Source organism: Halomarina oriensis (genome assembly GCF_009791395.1).
Classification (GTDB): Archaea; Halobacteriota; Halobacteria; order Halobacteriales; family Haloarculaceae; genus Halomarina; species Halomarina oriensis.
Map to the genome: position 1 here is coordinate 48,981 of NZ_WSZK01000010.1, position 15,617 is coordinate 64,597.

22 protein-coding genes are annotated in these 15,617 nt (G+C 60.0%); 15 read left to right on the forward strand and 7 right to left on the reverse strand.

The features are described 5' to 3' along the window. Positions 1 to 132: 132 nt before the first annotated feature. The gene (locus tag GQS65_RS04530; RefSeq protein WP_158203487.1) at positions 133 to 1,530 is read left to right on the forward strand and encodes a permease; all 1,398 of its coding nucleotides are present in this window, start codon (positions 133 to 135) and stop codon (positions 1,528 to 1,530) included. 100 nt (positions 1,531 to 1,630) lie between these two features. After that, positions 1,631 to 2,128: a CBS domain-containing protein gene (locus GQS65_RS04535; RefSeq protein ID WP_158203488.1), complete on the forward strand. Its 498-nt coding sequence runs from the start codon at positions 1,631 to 1,633 to the stop codon at positions 2,126 to 2,128. A gap of 30 nt (positions 2,129 to 2,158) precedes the next feature. Here GQS65_RS04535 and GQS65_RS04540 read toward each other — a convergent pair whose 3' ends face one another. Both GQS65_RS04540 and GQS65_RS21595 read right to left on the reverse strand, forming a co-directional pair. Next, positions 2,159 to 3,070 carry a universal stress protein gene (locus tag GQS65_RS04540; RefSeq protein WP_158203489.1) on the reverse strand — a complete coding sequence of 304 codons (912 nt, stop codon included), beginning with the start codon at positions 3,068 to 3,070 and terminating at the stop codon, positions 2,159 to 2,161. Positions 3,071 to 3,136: 66 nt separating this feature from the next. After that, complete coding sequence (locus tag GQS65_RS21595) at positions 3,137 to 3,436, reverse strand: hypothetical protein (RefSeq protein ID WP_233265032.1); 300 nt, start codon at positions 3,434 to 3,436, stop codon at positions 3,137 to 3,139. A gap of 175 nt (positions 3,437 to 3,611) precedes the next feature. On the opposite strand from GQS65_RS21595, the gene GQS65_RS04550 reads away from it, so the two are divergent. The 9 genes from GQS65_RS04550 to GQS65_RS04590 all read left to right on the forward strand — a co-directional run bounded on the left by GQS65_RS04550 (position 3,612) and on the right by GQS65_RS04590 (position 9,692). Continuing rightward, positions 3,612 to 4,022, forward strand: a complete 411-nt coding sequence (locus GQS65_RS04550; RefSeq protein WP_158203490.1) for a DUF302 domain-containing protein — start codon at positions 3,612 to 3,614, stop codon at positions 4,020 to 4,022. Positions 4,023 to 4,067: 45 nt separating this feature from the next. Then, complete coding sequence (locus GQS65_RS04555; protein WP_233265038.1) at positions 4,068 to 4,370, forward strand: SHOCT domain-containing protein; 303 nt, start codon at positions 4,068 to 4,070, stop codon at positions 4,368 to 4,370. Between the two features lie 65 nt (positions 4,371 to 4,435). Further along, positions 4,436 to 4,603 (forward strand): hypothetical protein, encoded by a 168-nt coding sequence (locus GQS65_RS04560; protein WP_158203491.1) that lies wholly within the window; start codon positions 4,436 to 4,438, stop codon positions 4,601 to 4,603. Between the two features lie 654 nt (positions 4,604 to 5,257). Beyond that, on the forward strand, positions 5,258 to 6,073 hold the full coding sequence (locus GQS65_RS04565; RefSeq protein WP_158203492.1) for a hypothetical protein: 816 nt from the start codon (positions 5,258 to 5,260) through the stop codon (positions 6,071 to 6,073). Continuing rightward, positions 6,070 to 6,636, forward strand: coding sequence for a DUF63 family protein (locus tag GQS65_RS04570; protein WP_158203493.1), 567 nt, complete (start codon positions 6,070 to 6,072; stop codon positions 6,634 to 6,636). The genes GQS65_RS04565 and GQS65_RS04570 overlap by 4 nt, the downstream gene beginning before the upstream one ends. Before the next feature lie 555 nt (positions 6,637 to 7,191). Continuing rightward, on the forward strand, positions 7,192 to 7,497 hold the full coding sequence (locus GQS65_RS04575) for an AbrB/MazE/SpoVT family DNA-binding domain-containing protein (RefSeq protein WP_158203494.1): 306 nt from the start codon (positions 7,192 to 7,194) through the stop codon (positions 7,495 to 7,497). Continuing rightward, entirely contained in the window at positions 7,494 to 7,934 is a 441-nt protein-coding gene (locus GQS65_RS04580; RefSeq protein ID WP_158203495.1) for a PIN domain-containing protein, read from the forward strand. Before GQS65_RS04575 ends, GQS65_RS04580 begins: the two co-directional genes overlap by 4 nt. Positions 7,935 to 8,158: 224 nt before the next feature. After that, positions 8,159 to 9,451, forward strand: a complete 1,293-nt coding sequence (locus tag GQS65_RS04585; protein ID WP_158203496.1) for a hypothetical protein — start codon at positions 8,159 to 8,161, stop codon at positions 9,449 to 9,451. A 91-nt stretch (positions 9,452 to 9,542) separates the two neighbouring features. Further along, positions 9,543 to 9,692 (forward strand): hypothetical protein, encoded by a 150-nt coding sequence (locus GQS65_RS04590; protein WP_158203497.1) that lies wholly within the window; start codon positions 9,543 to 9,545, stop codon positions 9,690 to 9,692. Between the two features lie 161 nt (positions 9,693 to 9,853). On the opposite strand, the gene GQS65_RS04595 is transcribed toward GQS65_RS04590, so the two are convergent. From GQS65_RS04595 to GQS65_RS04615, 5 genes are all read right to left on the reverse strand, one after another. After that, positions 9,854 to 10,576, reverse strand: a complete 723-nt coding sequence (locus tag GQS65_RS04595; RefSeq protein ID WP_158203498.1) for a hypothetical protein — start codon at positions 10,574 to 10,576, stop codon at positions 9,854 to 9,856. A 76-nt stretch (positions 10,577 to 10,652) separates the two neighbouring features. Next, on the reverse strand, positions 10,653 to 11,024 hold the full coding sequence (locus GQS65_RS04600; protein WP_158203499.1) for a hypothetical protein: 372 nt from the start codon (positions 11,022 to 11,024) through the stop codon (positions 10,653 to 10,655). A gap of 3 nt (positions 11,025 to 11,027) precedes the next feature. Further along, complete coding sequence (locus GQS65_RS04605) at positions 11,028 to 11,459, reverse strand: hypothetical protein (protein WP_158203500.1); 432 nt, start codon at positions 11,457 to 11,459, stop codon at positions 11,028 to 11,030. A 56-nt stretch (positions 11,460 to 11,515) separates the two neighbouring features. After that, on the reverse strand, positions 11,516 to 11,863 hold the full coding sequence (locus GQS65_RS04610; RefSeq protein ID WP_158203501.1) for a hypothetical protein: 348 nt from the start codon (positions 11,861 to 11,863) through the stop codon (positions 11,516 to 11,518). Beyond that, positions 11,853 to 12,671, reverse strand: a complete 819-nt coding sequence (locus tag GQS65_RS04615; protein ID WP_158203502.1) for a hypothetical protein — start codon at positions 12,669 to 12,671, stop codon at positions 11,853 to 11,855. Before GQS65_RS04615 ends, GQS65_RS04610 begins: the two co-directional genes overlap by 11 nt. Positions 12,672 to 12,851: 180 nt before the next feature. Between GQS65_RS04615 and GQS65_RS04620 the strand changes: the two genes are divergently transcribed. The 4 genes from GQS65_RS04620 (at position 12,852) to GQS65_RS04635 (ending at position 15,528) form a co-directional block, all read left to right on the forward strand. Then, positions 12,852 to 13,367: a hypothetical protein gene (locus tag GQS65_RS04620; protein WP_158203503.1), complete on the forward strand. Its 516-nt coding sequence runs from the start codon at positions 12,852 to 12,854 to the stop codon at positions 13,365 to 13,367. 179 nt (positions 13,368 to 13,546) lie between these two features. Beyond that, positions 13,547 to 14,488 carry a transcription initiation factor IIB gene (locus tag GQS65_RS04625; RefSeq protein WP_158203504.1) on the forward strand — a complete coding sequence of 314 codons (942 nt, stop codon included), beginning with the start codon at positions 13,547 to 13,549 and terminating at the stop codon, positions 14,486 to 14,488. 94 nt (positions 14,489 to 14,582) lie between these two features. Next, a complete protein-coding gene (locus GQS65_RS04630) occupies positions 14,583 to 14,807 on the forward strand; it encodes a hypothetical protein (protein ID WP_158203505.1) in 225 nt (74 codons plus the stop codon). Between the two features lie 226 nt (positions 14,808 to 15,033). Next, positions 15,034 to 15,528 carry a hypothetical protein gene (locus GQS65_RS04635; protein ID WP_158203506.1) on the forward strand — a complete coding sequence of 165 codons (495 nt, stop codon included), beginning with the start codon at positions 15,034 to 15,036 and terminating at the stop codon, positions 15,526 to 15,528. Positions 15,529 to 15,617: the final 89 nt, after the last annotated feature.

Here is a 15,617-nt window from a genome sequence, read left to right on the forward strand (position 1 = left end):
GAGTTCCAAATTCCGGTGATCGATAGGTGATAATCGATCGAGACCTCCGTTTCGGCCCGTTGGTGTCCTGTGCATCTCTGTCTGAGTCTGTTAAGCAACACTGGCATAGCCCACGGTTGTCAATCTCTAGGTATGCAAGTGGCACTCCTCGACGGCGTCTTTGAATCGCTGCGAATTGGCGTGGGGTTCCTCTGGACGGCCGCGTGGGCCATCATCATGGGGCTCGTCATCACGAGCTTCGTCCAGGTCTACGTCTCAAAAGAACGGATGGCGAAGGTTCTCGGAACCGAAGACATCGGAAGCCTCGCGAAAGCGACCGTGTTCGGTGCAGCGAGTAGTGGGTGTAGCTTCGGGGCGGTCGCTATCGGCAAGGGGTTGTTCAAGAAAGGAGCACACGCGGTGAACGTGCTGGCGTTCATGTTCGCCTCGACGAACCTCATCGTCGAACTCGGATTGATGATTCTCATCTTGCTGGGGTGGGAGTTTCTGGTCGCCGAACTTCTGGGGGGACTCATTCTCATCGCGGTGATGGCGCTCATCGTCCACGTGACCCTCCCTGAGAATCGCTTCGAGGAAGTCCGCACAGCATTGAACCAGCGCGATGCCGAGGCGGGCGTCACCGAAGACCCGACCTGCGGGATGGAAGGCTCAAAAGAACACTCGGTCGTGACCGACGGTGGGGAGACCCTCGAGTTCTGTTCGGCCGGGTGTCTGGAGACCTACCAGCAGGAAATTGCCAGTGCCGGTGGCTGGCGTGACGAACTGCTCTCGTGGGGCGGGTGGTACAAACTCGGCAACCAGTACCGCAAGGAGTGGTCGATGATCTGGAGAGACGTCGTCGCGGGCTTTCTCATTTCGGGGTTCGTCATCGTTTTCGTCCCACAGTCGGTGTGGAACGCGCTGTTCCTGCGTGGGGATGGACTGCTCGTGAGCGCGGAGAACGCCGTGATGGGTGTCACGATCGCCGTTGTGAGCTTCGTCGGCAGTATCGGTAACGTCCCGTTTGCAGTCGCCTTGTGGGGTGGCGGCGTCAGTTTCGCAGGCGTCATCGCGTTCGTCTACGCCGACCTCATCACGATCCCTGTGCTGAACGTCTACCGGAAGTACTACGGCTGGCAGGTGATGGCATACATCTTCGTCGTGTTCTTTGTGACGATGGCGTTCACGGGCTTCCTGATGGAAGAGCTGTTCGACGCGTTGGGCATTGTCCCCAATCTCGCCGGCGGACAGACCGCCTCCGAGCAGATGTACTTCGAACTGAACTACACGTTCTACCTCAATCTGTTCGCCTTCGCCCTCTCAGGGTTCCTCTTCTACGTCTATCGTCGGGGGCTCGGGGCACCGGGCCAGCACCGTGATCCAGTCTGTGGGATGCGCACCGACGAGAGCGGCCCCAGTCTCACCCACTACGGTGAGACCTACTACTTCTGCTCGAATCGGTGTAAAGAGACGTTCCAGCAACACCCAACCAAGTACTCTCGTGAGCATCCCACTGCACACCCCGATAGGATGGATCATTCCACTCACTGAGTAGCACACCGACACCTGAAGTCGTGGGCTTTCTCCTAATGCTTCTACAACGTATAATTTCAATAACTCTTTTGAGATGGCGGTTGAACTGCGACAAGCGATGTCCACTGAACGTACTGATCTCGATCTTCGAGTGGGAGGCATTGCACGACCGGACGTCGTGAGCGTCTCGAAAACGACGCCGGTCGGTGAGATTGCTCAGCTAATGGCTGACGAGAGAGTGGGCGATGCCATCGTCACAGACGATGGCGATATCGTCGGAATCGTCACCGACCGAGATCTTACAATCCATCTCCTGACAGACGAATTCGATACGAACGTCCTCAGAGGGGATGTAGCAGCAGACCTCACTGCCACCGACGTGATGACTGCAGATCCGTTGACTATCGATGCCCAAGCACGCGTCCCCCGGCTACTCCATCATATGACTCAATCGGGCGTCCGGCGAGTGCCGGTTGTTGATGAGGGTGCCATGGCCGGAATCATCACGTTTGACGACCTCATCGTCCACTTAACTGGCGAGAGTGCACACGTTACGGCGCAACTCAAAAGCCTCGCTGAAGTCGTCCACGCAGCCTCGCCAACTCTTGAGTCGTGATTCGAGTAGTTTGAACGAGGGCGGGCACGTTCAGGTGAGTTTCCGGACTGACAAAACGGGAATGGAGGTCTCTCGAAGAACACGACTCGTCGTGCTGCCAATGAGTGCCCGGTTGATTCCCGAGCGACCATGTGTTCCCATCGCGACCATGTCGATATCGAATTCGTCGATGTATTCCAGGATTCTTCTATGGGGGATGCCATGTCGGAGAGCTTGCACGGTTTTGAGGTCCGCTGATTCCGCCTGAGAGGCAACACGAACGAGTTCGCTTCTCCCAGCTTGTTCGAGCGTCTCCTCTATGTCAGACCACGTTCTGCCAGGTTTCGTCGAGTATGCACGAGAATCGGCGACATACAGGAGATGGATAGTGGTATCAAACGCCCTCACAATCGCCATCGCATGGTCCAGCGCTGCGTGACTTAGCTTGCTCCCATCGACGGGGACGAGCACGTTCTCGAATGGCTCCCCTTTGGCGTGTTTCCGGGGTGTCTCCGGTGTGTTCAAGTTAAGGCAAAGAACAGGGACGTCGACGCTCCGGATGATGGTCGACGAAACGCTGCCTAAGAGATACCTTTGAAGACCTGTTGTACCGCGTGTCCCCATACTCACGAGGTCAATGTCGTGGTCGTCGATAAATGTACGAATCTCCCGAGCAGGGATGCCAAATCGGACTTCCGTCACCACATCGAGGTGCTGGTCAGAAACTCGGAGAGCGAGTTGCTCCGTTATCTGGTCTCCTCTTGAGACCCAATTATCTGGTGGCGACTGCTCCTCAACGTCTACCTCTGTGAGTGCAAGTTTCCGCTCTATCGGTGTACTATCAACGACGTGCAGTATGTGGATCGTTGCATCGTTCGCTCGAGCGATTTCAGTTGTGGGCTCTGCCACACACTCCGCGTGGTCACTCCCATTGGTCGGGATCAGTATCGCGTTGTACATCATCTGGATACTCTTACAACGATTTAGTCGTCGGAGCCATGGAAAACGGGCCGTAGCCTGTGTCAGGGGTCATCGAGCGAAGAGATTGTACAACCCGATGAGTGCATACGTGAGAACGAAGCTAATCACTGCGGCTTCGACCATCCCTCCAGCAGTCCCGAGTATCGTTGGTTCGAAGAACAGATGCCACTGTTCCATCATCCTCACTGCGCCTTCGTAAATCCCGATCGTGCCGAAGATTCCGAGGAGAAGCATCACCCCAGCCGAAACGACTGCCGCTGCTTCAGCGAACGCAAGGCTATTCAGTCGAATCTGTTCAGTTCTCGATGCAGCATCGTACGATTCACGTTCAGCTGTTGTCACGCCCATAGTTGACACTAGCCAATCATCGTTCAATGCTGTTTCCCCTACGAATCCAAAGCTAATGAGCGCTCAGTCTGTCTACTAACTCCAAACGTGTCCGTGAGAGATTCAGAACCGTCGCCTTCGACAGTCGTGATTCTAAGCCAACACGAATAAAAACGAACGAGTAGTATTGCACACTATGGGCTATACAAACTCGGTGCGACTCAGGGGCAACTTCGATGAGGTCGTATCGGCCACGATAGACGCACTTGACCAAGAGGGATTCGGTGTTCTCTGTGACATCGACGTTCAAGAGACGTTCGCGAGGAAACTCGACGCCGAGTTTCAACGCTATCGGATTCTGGGTGCATGCAACCCAGAACTCGCCCACGAAGGGATGACCGAAGAGCCCGAACTTGGCGCGTTGCTTCCATGTAATGTCGTCGTCTACGAGATGGACGAGGAAGTCGTCGTACGGGCGGTGGACCCCGAACAACTCGTCGGGGTTGCTGACACCCCGGCGCTCGATGTTATTGCATCGGAGGTCCACGACCGATTCGCGCGTGTTCTCAGGACGGTTGGGCAAAAGTTCGAATCGGTGGAGGCCTGATCATGGCGACTACGAACCGTTTTTGGTACGTCAACGCTTCTCGTACTGCTTCTCATCGTGCTAGTTGGCCTGCCACTGCTCTGGATGGGGGTGATGGGGATCGGAGGGATGATGGGATTCGGTGGGATGATGTACGGCAGTAGAGCGGGGTCGGGGTGGTGGATAGTTGGTGCAGTTCTACAGTTCCTCTTCCTGCTGCTCGTCTTGGGTGGAGGCTACCTCGCCGTCCGACGCCTATTGAATGCCACTGAGTCGAGCGATCCTGCTATAGAGGAGCTTCGACGCGCGTACGCACGTGGCGACATCTCTGATGAAGAGTTCGAGACCCGTAGAGAGCGACTTGAGTGAAGTAGTATACCTCTCTGGCCATTTACCTGAATTGAGGCGAAAGCCTCTTTCTCAACGAGTGAGCGGTGGGGTGGGTAGTTCACGAATCTCCCACCCACCTCTGTCTCGAGATTGAGGACTTCAACGAGAGTCGACTCTACGAGTACCTCATTGAGAACGTCACTATGTTCCAGCGTATCTTCGGCGAAGACGAACGGAGCGACTACGTCCCCGTCATTGAACGGTGTGTCTGAGGAAACTCCTCAGAGACTCACAGTTAGATTCCCCTTCCTCGTACAGTCTCGGATTCCGTAGACGCTCTCGTCTTCGTAGCCATTTGATTCGAAAGTTCAGGAGTACATTATATTGTATATGCTAACAATGGACATGGTGAAGCACAATCGCCTATTCCCAACTATGCCCACTCAAACCGACTATCGAGGCGGAGGTTCTAGGCCGCGGATTCTCGAACGGTTTTTGAGAAGTGGGCCGATAGCGTGTAAACGGTGGTGAGCAGACCCCTGTGGCCCCGACTTCTCACCACGTTGGGCAATTACCCCCTTCGTAGCGGCCGGGGCAGTGTACTGGTTTAGATTGTAAGCCAGAGGTGCAAAGAGCGATGCCCGACAATGGTGTGGTAGAGATGGGTCTCAGTCGTTCGGTCGTCGAGAGGTGGCGACGAGAATATCATCCGTTCTCAAGGCCCCGTCGTGATAAATCGACCCATGGTTGAGGCAGGCCAATCCGAGTTCTCAGTACAGGACGGTCTGCCGAACAACCGTCTGCTCAGGTGGGGAATGGTGAGTGGCAGTCGACTTGTCTTACTTGGACTGTCGTTGGCTGCAATCGCGGGGGTGACCGCGCTGCTAGTCGGTGTTGGCGTCCTAACGGGTGATTCGTCAAGCCCCATGTCATTCCTCCTGAGCGGGTTTCTCGGTGGGAATCTCACGTTGATTACGGTCGTTATTTCCATCAATCAACTCGTCCTCTCACGCGAGCTTGGAGCACCTGGCGAACTGCACCAGCGGCTCGATGAGGCGCTCACGTACCGAGAGACAGTGGATGAGGTCGTCGACGATGTTCCCCCAGTGACACCGGGGCGGTTCCTGGTGAAACTCCACGAGACACTTGCTCGCGACGCGGAAGCACTCGGTCAAGCAAGTGACGAGATAGTTCGACCTTCCGAACAGTCGACCGTTGAACGGTTGGCTGCATCACTGCAGACGGATGCGGAAACAGTAATGGATGCGCTCGAACCTGCTGAGCCCGGCGTCTACTCCGTAATCTTGGCAACACTCGGGACGAACCACGCGAAACAGCTACACGAGATCGATAGACTTCGAGCGGGTCTAGATGATTCGCTGTCTACTACCTCAGATGAGGTGTTGGGCCGCCTCCACGACACTCTCGTATACATCGACGTCGCGCGAAAGTACTTCAGGACAATCTACATTCAGAAGGAACTCGCATACGTCTCACGCCTCATCCTGTACGTAGGCATCCCGGGGCAACTCATCCTGGCAGCGGGCCTTCTCGGGTACCATGCTGTCTCGACAGGAACGCTCACACCAGATGTGATGGCGCTCGCGCTCCCGTTCGTTCTCGCAGCGGGATTCGCCCCACTGCTCGTCATCGGTGTCTATATGCCCAGGCTCGCTTGGGTCGCTCAGAAAAACGCGGCAGTTGCCCCTTTCGCGGCGTCCGATGGGGGAGAGTACGTATGAGAATATCACAGGAGATACAACAGCACAGCGTCCTCTCGAACCTCAAACTCTCCAATGCGTCGAGTATCGTTCGCTTCGAGTCACGGTCGGCCATCGCGTTCGGCTGCCCGATTACTGAGTGTCCCGCACTCTCGTGGGTACTCGGTGTCATCGGGGCGTCGCTCCTTCTGACCGTAGGTATCTGGTGGGTGTTCGAGATGTTCGTTCCCCTGATTCCACAGCGGACTGGCCTCTTCGGGGCGTCAGCGGTGTTCGCACAGGTATTTGATGGAGTATCGACGATCGTCGGCGTTGACCTTCTTTCGTTCACAGAGCAGGTCTTTGTCTCTCGTCAGATTCTCTCGGTTGCCAGTGAGCTCCCCACGGCGCCGTCCATCGGCGTCGGCTGGGCGCTGCTCGTCGTCAAGATCGGTGTCCTTACAGGTGCGTTGTATCTATTTTCGAACGAGTCCGAAGCCGATTCTCCCTACGGTCGCTGGTTGTTGGTGATCGTCGTAATCGTCGGCGTCATTCCAGGCTTGAACAACCTCGCTTTGATTTGGGAGACGGTTGCCGCGGGCTGACCGATGTATTGGGTGGTCTTGAGATGACAGCAGCCTCGTCTGAGCGCAAGAAGATGTGGTATTTACTCAGCACACTCATCTTAGTCGGCGGTTGGATGGTCAGCAGTCAGTGGTTCTCTGGTTGGCAGTTTACGGTGATCACCGTTGGCTTTCTCCTCGTTCAAGTTCTCATCGCAAAGTATTGGTTCTGGGGAGAATGAGAAGCACCACCAACGACACACGTAAGCCATCGGAGAGGGCCATAGCGTGAGCGTCACCGCCCAGCAGGTTCGATGTTTCGATCTGGACGCTCAGAAAGCACTACGATCCCCGGACCAAGCAGAGCTGGAAAGAGAACCAACCGACCCATGTGGATACGCGTGGCCGAGACAAGCTGTCAGAGCAGCTCGGAAGTCTCACTAGCTGTTCGATACCACTCGACAGTACACCCCACGTTTCCGCTGTAGATGTTTCGAACTCAGCCGACAGAGGCTCCGAGCGCCAATTTTCTGAATTCTGAATAGAGGTATTACCGCGATAGCTTTGTATTACTTGAGCTCGTAGCTACTACCAGAGATGGCAGCCAGCTGGCGGCGACCAATGGTCGTTCGAGTCAGCCAAAAGGGGCAGGCGACAATCCCGAAGATGCTGCGTGAGGAGTTCGGTATCGAGGCCCCCGGAGAGGTGTTCGTCTACACGGAAGATGGCCGACTCATCATCGAGCCAGTGCCAACGTTCGAGGAACTCCACGGCATCCACGCGGGCGACCACGAGTCCGGCGACGTGCTCGCGAAGGTTCGAGCAGAGAGAGAACGGGAGCGCCAGCGCGAGACAGAGCGCGTCGAGCGACTGCGACCCAGCGGTGAGGACGAGGCTGAATGACCGAGTCGTACGTCTTCGACACGGAGGCGATTATCGCCTTCCTGTACGACGAACCGGGGCACGATGTCGTCGCAGACCTGTTGAAAGCGGTCTTCGACGGAGACACGACTGGCTATCTCGCCGAGACGAATGCGTGTGAAGTCCTGTATCTCGTCGCGCGGTTCGAGGGAGCAGAAGACGATACCCCAACGACCGAGTCGCTGCGGCTCGCCGACCGTGATCTCCGGTCGCTCGAACGGAGAGGCTTGACCCTCGCACGCGCTGACTGGCGATTGGCGGCCGAGGTCAAAGCGGATGGACACATTTCACTTGCCGATGCACACGCGGTTGCACTCGCCGATGAACACGATGCGACGCTCCTCGTCGGTGGTGACGACGACTTCGACGACCTTCCTGTAGACGTTGACGTCAGCCGATTCCGAACTGGCAGTGGATAATCGGCGTACTCTGAGAGTACCATCGGAGATGTGACCAAGTTGGGGCACGATCCCAGTGGTTTGAATTGCGTTGGTAGCTCGTTTCACTTTCACCGAAGGCCAGTTGGACGTTTATGTACTGTCGGTCAAACGGTGGGCCTACGATGCCCTACCGCGCGATTCGCACTGCGACCACCCCGCCGACAACGATTCCCCCAGCTGACGACGTCCCCCGTGTGCTGCCAGTGACCGTTGACGCCGACGACGACCTGTGGTGTCCTGTCTGTGGCGACCCGCTGACCGTTCGCCGAGCATACCACCGCCAGGAGACCGCCGTCGCTCGCCACTTCGTCCACCTGCGCGAAACCGACTGCCCCGGTGAGTCCGACGTCCACTCTCGACTCAAATCGCTCGCCGCGGATACGCTCGCTCGTCGGTTCACCGACGCGACCGTGACGGTCGAGGAGACCATTCCTGTTCCACGGTTCCGACCCACCCCCGACACCGAGGCCACTGGACACACCGCACGAACCGTACACACCGCAGACACCGAACAAACCGAACCAACCGGGGCCACCGAGCAAACCACGCTCACCGCCAGCACCGGAGCCACCAGCGACACCGAGCGAACCGCAGCCCCCGTGGGCACCGACCGAATACGCCGGGCCGACATCTGCGTGACGTTCGAAGAGCCACACCCCGAGTGGGGGCGAGGGCTGGTCGTCGAGGTCCAGTACCGGAATCACGCGAAGGATATCGAACGTGTCACCCGCGATTTCACCGCCGCCGAGTTCAGTGTGTTGTGGGTCGGTCCTGACGATTTCGATGGGACCTCGCTGGTCATCGACGAGGCCCAGATTCACACCGTCTGGCCGAGCGCCGTCCCTCCGGTCACCGCCTGGAGTGGAACGCCGGCATTCGTCGACGACCTCCGCGAGCCGCCCGAGTCGGTCGAGGTCGAGGTGCTGTTCCCCGCCGAGGTCCTCAAGACGATCCACTCAGACTGGCTCTGGGACCAGATGGAGACCGTTGAACTGCCCTACGAGTGGGAGACGGTGACGAACGCCTCGATTCGTGGAGGCACCAAACGGTGGCAGAAAGACACGCGCATCCACAGCTGGCTCTATCTCAAACGCGAGAGCAACGGCGACCTGCACCTCGAACTGTGGCGCAAGGACACGAAGGAAGGGGAGTCGGAGTGCGTCCGTTCGTTCGTCACCGAGGAGGATCTGGACCGACTCGTCGCCATCGACAAGGCGGCGATGCAGTACACCTACGAGGACCGCGTCGGCCACGACGACATCGTGTACCCCGACGAGTGGACGGTGCTCGAAGATGTGCAGTTCGACAGCGCCGAGGACCACCGAGCGCGCGTCCGGTTGTACGAGCCACCGGACGGCGGCCTCGCCATCAAGATGGAGCGCGTCGACCAGCAGGACGGCCACTCCGAACTCATCGTAAAAGCGAGGCACGAGACGCCGTTCAAGTGGCTCAGAAACGACTACCACCGGATACGGCGTGAAGAAGCCGAGGAGTGACGCCGCACACCTTGCCGGTAATGTTAGATACAGAGCGTGAGTCTAACGCCTCAGCAAAACAGCTAATTGCTCAAGTATTCTTCAGACTTATATGGACCAACGCTTCGCCCTCCTCGGAGCTATCGTCTCCGGAAGCTTCCTCTTCGCCGTCTTCGCGGAGAGTAGTGGAAATCCACTCGTCGCCGCTATCAGTGTCAGCGCACTCACCGTGCTGACTCTACTCTTCGCTCGGAGCAAGTGACCAATCGATACACACGCGGCACGTGTCTAACAGCTGAATCACCACAAGCTGTTGTGAAAGAAACGTAGCGGAGGCGCGGCAGCCCGTTCACGACCGAACCCACCGAGGCCGGGGGTACTGCGGAGACAACCCAGTCTGTACGGCTGGCGACCGACGGCCGCTCAGTTCGGAGTGGTGGTCGTCTCGGGAACGCGATGCTTCCCGATCTCCCACGCGCCGTGCTTCGATTTCCACCAGACCGAGACAGTGGTGCCTTCTCTCACGGGCTCACGCGTTCGGGTGGCCATCCCCTCACGGAGTGGCTTTCCCGACCCCGCCCACCGCTCGGTATGCCCTCGCGCGTCTCGGTCGGAGTACTTCACCCTCAGGCGGTGGTCCTTGACCTCGTCGCCACCGTCGTAGCCCACCTGAACCGTTCCGGCGCTCATTCGCCGAAACGAGAATCGCACCGTCGGTGGGTCGTCGACCCACGGCGGACTCCGATTCGGGGCCGTGACTTCTGCCGACACCGGCTCTTCACCACCCGTCCACGTCGCCCGCACCTTCGTCCCCGGATAGGCGTTGAGTATTCGCCCGGCACTGTCCTGCGGTCCGACGACCGTCCGGGGCGTCTGCCACGAGTGGGTGGCGAGCTTCTTCATCGACGTGTGATACCGGAGGTGCAGCTCATCACTGTAGAAGGGGTCCGACCCGGTGTACTCCAGCCGAAACTGCTCAAAGTCGACCTTATCGAGGTCGAACGATAGGTCCGGCTGCTCGCCGGTCGGCGTGCCAATCGGCGTCGTCGGTGTTGGCTCGCGGTCGTGGTTCGTCAACGCGCTACAGCCGCTCAACCCAGTGAGCGCGCCGACGACCGACCCCAAGAGCGTTCGTCGAGAGGGCATCAGTCAGTCGGAGATATGCATACGGAAAACAGTCACGGTGCGATGAACTAACGGGCGGGTCGCGGGGTAGATTGACTCACTCCGTGTCGGGGATATCGAGTTCGACCGACCTCTCGAAGACGGTGGGGTCGGTGGCGGCGAGGAACACCTCCGAGAATCGGGTGTCCGCCTCGTAGCCGTGGCCTCGACCCGGGAACGAGCCCTGAATGTCGAGATGCGCGCGGGTGCCGTCGTGACTGGCGAGCGCGCGGGTGACGCGGCGCTCGGGACCACTCGCCCGCTCGATGACCGTTCGTAGGTCTGTGACGATGGTGGTGGCCAGCTCCTCGTCCTCGGCAGCGGGCTTGCCCTCGATGGCGAACACGCGTTCGTCGAACGACTCGGACGCCGGAAGGATGGTGACTGCCCCCGGTGCCTCATCGGGTTCGGCTGTCTCGTGGCCCGACATGGCTCAGGCACTCGCCTCCGGCTGGTCGGCTTCGACGTCGAGTGCGCGAACGGCGATGTGGTAGGTGTTCACGACGAGATACGCGTCCTGGCCGGCGACTTCGATGAAGACCACCGTCTCGGAGTCGCTGGCCCAGTCGGGGAGTTGACGCGCGCTGATGACGCCGAACGCCTTCTCCTCGACGAAGATGCTGAGAGCACTCGCACAGCCGTCGCACTCGTGGGGTGCGGTTCGTCGGCCTTCGCGTCGCCAGAACACGTCGCGGTCCTCGACGATGGCGTCGGTGACGTCCGGGTCGATATCGGCGTCGCACTCCGGGCACGTCGCGAACTGTCGGACGATGATGGAGGCCGTCGACGGTTCGATGCCCTCGGTCGGTCGGGAGCGGGCCATCGCTCGTGTGTTCCACTCGACGTCGTCGTGACTCAAGATCATGGGTCTCTCACCACTCTCGGAGGCTAGAAACACCCCTGCGAGAGCGAGGCGACTGGTTAGCTGTCCTCCCAGAGTGAGTCGCCCGGTGCGGGGCCGGCGGCATCCATCGGCACGACTTGGTAGGCGTTCGCTTTGATGATGGCCCGCAGCGCCGCTTCGGTGAGCGAGTCCCGACCCGACGCGTCGGCGCGTTCCCAGCCCGACCCGGTCGCACGAATCCACTCGGTGCCGGAGGCTCGGTCGACGGCCAGACAGACATCGTGGGCGCGAAGATACGCCATGAGGTCGGCGACGATCTCGGCCTCGGTCTTCTGGCTCATCGCTGGGTCCTCCATTCCGAGCAGGGCGTGGAAGACGCGAATCCAGACGGGAGCGGGTGTCTCGCGACCATATTCACGCCGCATCGGTGGGCTTAAACGTTCCGGTGGTCGGGATGGGCTCGCCGTCGTAGGTGGTGAGATGGGTGTATAGCGCGTCGTGAACGTCGAGTTCGCTCGCGAGCAGGAGGATGTGGCGGTTGGGCTGGGTGTCGTGGGGGTCACCGCCCGTCGCGTGCCAGTTCTCGAGCGTCCACTCGTGGGCGCGGCGCTGGCCTCGTTCGTTTTCGTAGATGGCGGCGATGACGGGCGTCCCGTGAACGACTGCGGTGTAGGCCAACAGCACGTCGTCGTGGTCGACGTCGGTCTTGGTCCAGCCGTCGACGTGGTCGGGGGGGTCCTCGGCGAAGTCGTCGATGAATGCGTCGTACTCCACGTCCTCCGCTGCGGCCTCCCAGAGGCCCACCACGCGCTCGGCGTAGTCGGTCTCGATCTCCTGCAGGACGTCGTCGTCGATGGCGGTGCTGGCCCAGGCGAGGATGACGTCGGCCTTCTCGACGCGCTCGGCAGTTTCCCCGGAGAACACACCGGTTCGGAGCGCGCCGATACGAATCGACCGGACGGCCTCGTCGGTCACGTCGGGATGCTCACAGCGGCGCAGGGAGACCTGGACGTCGGTGTGGTGGCTGAACCCCGTTCGATTCCCGCCCGCGAGGATGAGCTCGCGAGCGAGTCCGATGCGGCGCTCCGGTTCGGTTCGTGGGGCATCGCGGGGGTATTCAACTTCCTCGGGTGTGCGGTCGAAGCGCTCAGCGAGGAACGCCGAAAAGCCGACATCGAGTGCGGACTCCTCGACGAACGTCGTTTCGAAGGACTCTCCGTAGGTGTCAGACATCGCACTCCCGGTGGGAAGCTACAAACAGACCCCTACGACACTCCCTCTGGTCCGGGTGGCGACTTTGTTTCAGTCTGATTCGGCGTGACTCAGCTGTTAGACACGTGCCGCGAGTCTAACAGCGGTCCGATAATGTCTGAGTCACAGAAAGTACTTACCACAAGTGAGAATATTTTCATCATGGTCCACCCCAACCGAAAATCGCTCTGTTGCCTCCTGCTCGTGTGCCTCTCGGTGTCGCTCGCAGGTTGTGGAGCGTTCAACGCATCGCCTTCTGGAACGCCTATTACCGAAACCACCCCGACACCGGACCCAACAGCATCACCGACGCAGACGACAGGGGGCGTCCACGGTACCACGTACCCGGTTGACATTGAAGTAACTGTCAGCGTGGTCAGCAACGTATCGGCGCTTGATGTCGAGGCCCCAACACTCGCAGATGCAAATCTCACAGAGGAGCAACGAACGGCGGTGATAACTGCAATCGAAGCAGACGAACCCGTTACGTGGAGCGGCCAGAGTGATGAAACGGCTCCAGCAGACATTCGGACACTCGTTGCCGCCTCCGACCGCCTCCCACCGACCAACGCCGACCGCGACCCAGCAGAGGCGTGGCAGGTCGCCCGTGAGACGACCGGGTACGTCACCTATCAGAACACGACGTACAAACTCCAAATGGTGAAAATCGCACCGTAACAAAACTCGCTCGTGATAGACCCACGCTCTGTGTCTAACAATTCCGGCAAACCATGCACGCCCCCAGTGACAAGTATCAACCACCATCTCGATCTGCATCGCTCACCGCGCCAGCCGGTGGTGTTTTTCGCCCCCTGAGGGGTGCGGGGTGTTCTGAACAATGCCTCGCGACACCAGCAATGTCGACTCGAGACATCTACCAGACGGGCTTCGATGAGCATCGAGAAGCGACCAACCAGTACACGAAGAGTTGTCCGGAGTGCGATGGCGTGGTGCGGACGACCAGCCAAGAGACCGTGTGCGAGGACTGTGGGCTCATCCTCGACGAGCAGCACATCGACCGGGGGCCGGAGTGGCGGCCGTTCGACTCCGCGGAGCGCGAACGGACGGGTGCCCCACTCACCGAACGGCGTCACGACCGGGGACTGTCGACGGAGATCGGGTGGAAACGCGACGGGCGCGGGAAGACGCTCTCTGGACGGAAACGGCGGCAGCTCTCACGGCTGCGACGTCAGCAGTCTCGGGCGACGTGGCAGTCGACGGCTGACCGGAATCTCGCACACGGTCTGGGTGAAGTGCGGCGAATCGCGGGCGAGATGGACCTTGCGGATTCCATTATTGAACAGGCGTGTGCGCTGTTCCGACGGGCTCAGAGCGAGTCCCTCCTGTTAGGTCGGTCAGTCGAAGCGATGGCGGGGGCGGCTGTCTACGCGATCTGCCGGACGAACGGTCTTCCTCGCACCTGTGGTGACGTTGCGGCACTCACTCGGGTTGCTGACGGACGGGTCGAACACGCCTACTCAGTGCTGAATCGTGAGCTCTCCTTGCCTTCGGTGCCCGTCCCACCGGGCGCGTACGTGCCCGGACTCGCCTCGACGGTCGGGCTCTCAGATGGGACACGGCGACAGGGGGCGCATGTCACCGAGCAGGCCCAAGAGCGCGGCCTGACCAACGGGAAGCATCCCGCGGGGGTGGCCGCCGCGGCGCTGTATCTGGTCGCCGAGGCACGCGTCGAGAGCGTCACGCAGGCGGAGTTGGCGGAGGCAGCGGACATCTCGACGGTCACTCTCAGAGCGCGCTGGGCGGAGTTGCGCGAGCATATCGAGGTCGAGATCGTCTGAGCGCGACCTTGCAGTCTCTTCTTTCCGGGGTCGTCTGTTAGACGGCTGCCATAGGTTGATACCCACAGAGGCGCAATCGTACGTTATCCGGCGTATGCCTCGAAACGACCGCACGCAGTTGAGTGCCGCCGCGACCGATGCCCTCGAGACTCTCGACGAGCCGATCGATCGAGCTGAGGGACTCTCTCGTGAGGAGGCCGCGACGGTGCTCACCGACGATGGGTTTGACGCAGTCGACGCTGACGTCTTCCTCGATGAACTCCTCTCGAAGGGGTATCTCTACGCCGTCAATGACGAACTGCACGTAACGCCAACCTGAGCCAGGGCGAGAAGCGGGGGACCATCGGGGCCTCTGACACCCGATACGTTCCATTCGTTGGGCTGTCATTTTAAGAATTCTCCAATCGCCCTGCCCGCCACACTCGTGGATTCGTTACCCCACAGTCCCAAACGAGTTCTCCAGTGGGGTAACGGAGTCGCGTGGTGTCTGTCGTCGCCAGCAGGGGTGCTGGCTTCGGAGTAGTTGGAGCCAGCGGAGTCTTGGAATGCACCAACTCATCTACGCGCTCGTGAGCGCACCGACCCCAGAGCAGGCACTGAGCGAGGCGAAGAGCGTCTTCGACGGACTGACCGGCGGTGATCTGTCGCAGGCGGCGGTGTTCGACTACTACGTGACGTTCGACGACTCGTCGTCGCGGGTGGCCGGACCAGCACGGTGGGGCGACCGGCCGACGGTGGCTCGGGTCGACTCGCCTGCTGGACAGCGGCTCCTCGACAGCGGGTGGGAGGCAACGGAACGAGAGTTCATCCGGACGCTCGGGCGTGTCCGCGAGGCGCTGGCCGCGTGTTCTGATGAGGAACTGATGGGCGACGAGATGGCCCGTCACGCCTGCCGAGCGCTCGGCGCGTATCGCGGGCCCTCAGTCTACCTCTACGACGAGCACGGCCAGGGGATCCGTCATCGCGAGGCGCTCGACCGGGTTCTCGACGCGGATGACGAAAACCCGCTTTGGGTCGTCCCCGCCGACGTCCACTTCTGAGCAGGTGGCGACCAGGTGGTCGAGACACGGGTGTGATTGCGCGGTGGTGTCTGTCGCACCCTGGAGGGGCGAGGGTGCTGGAAGGCACC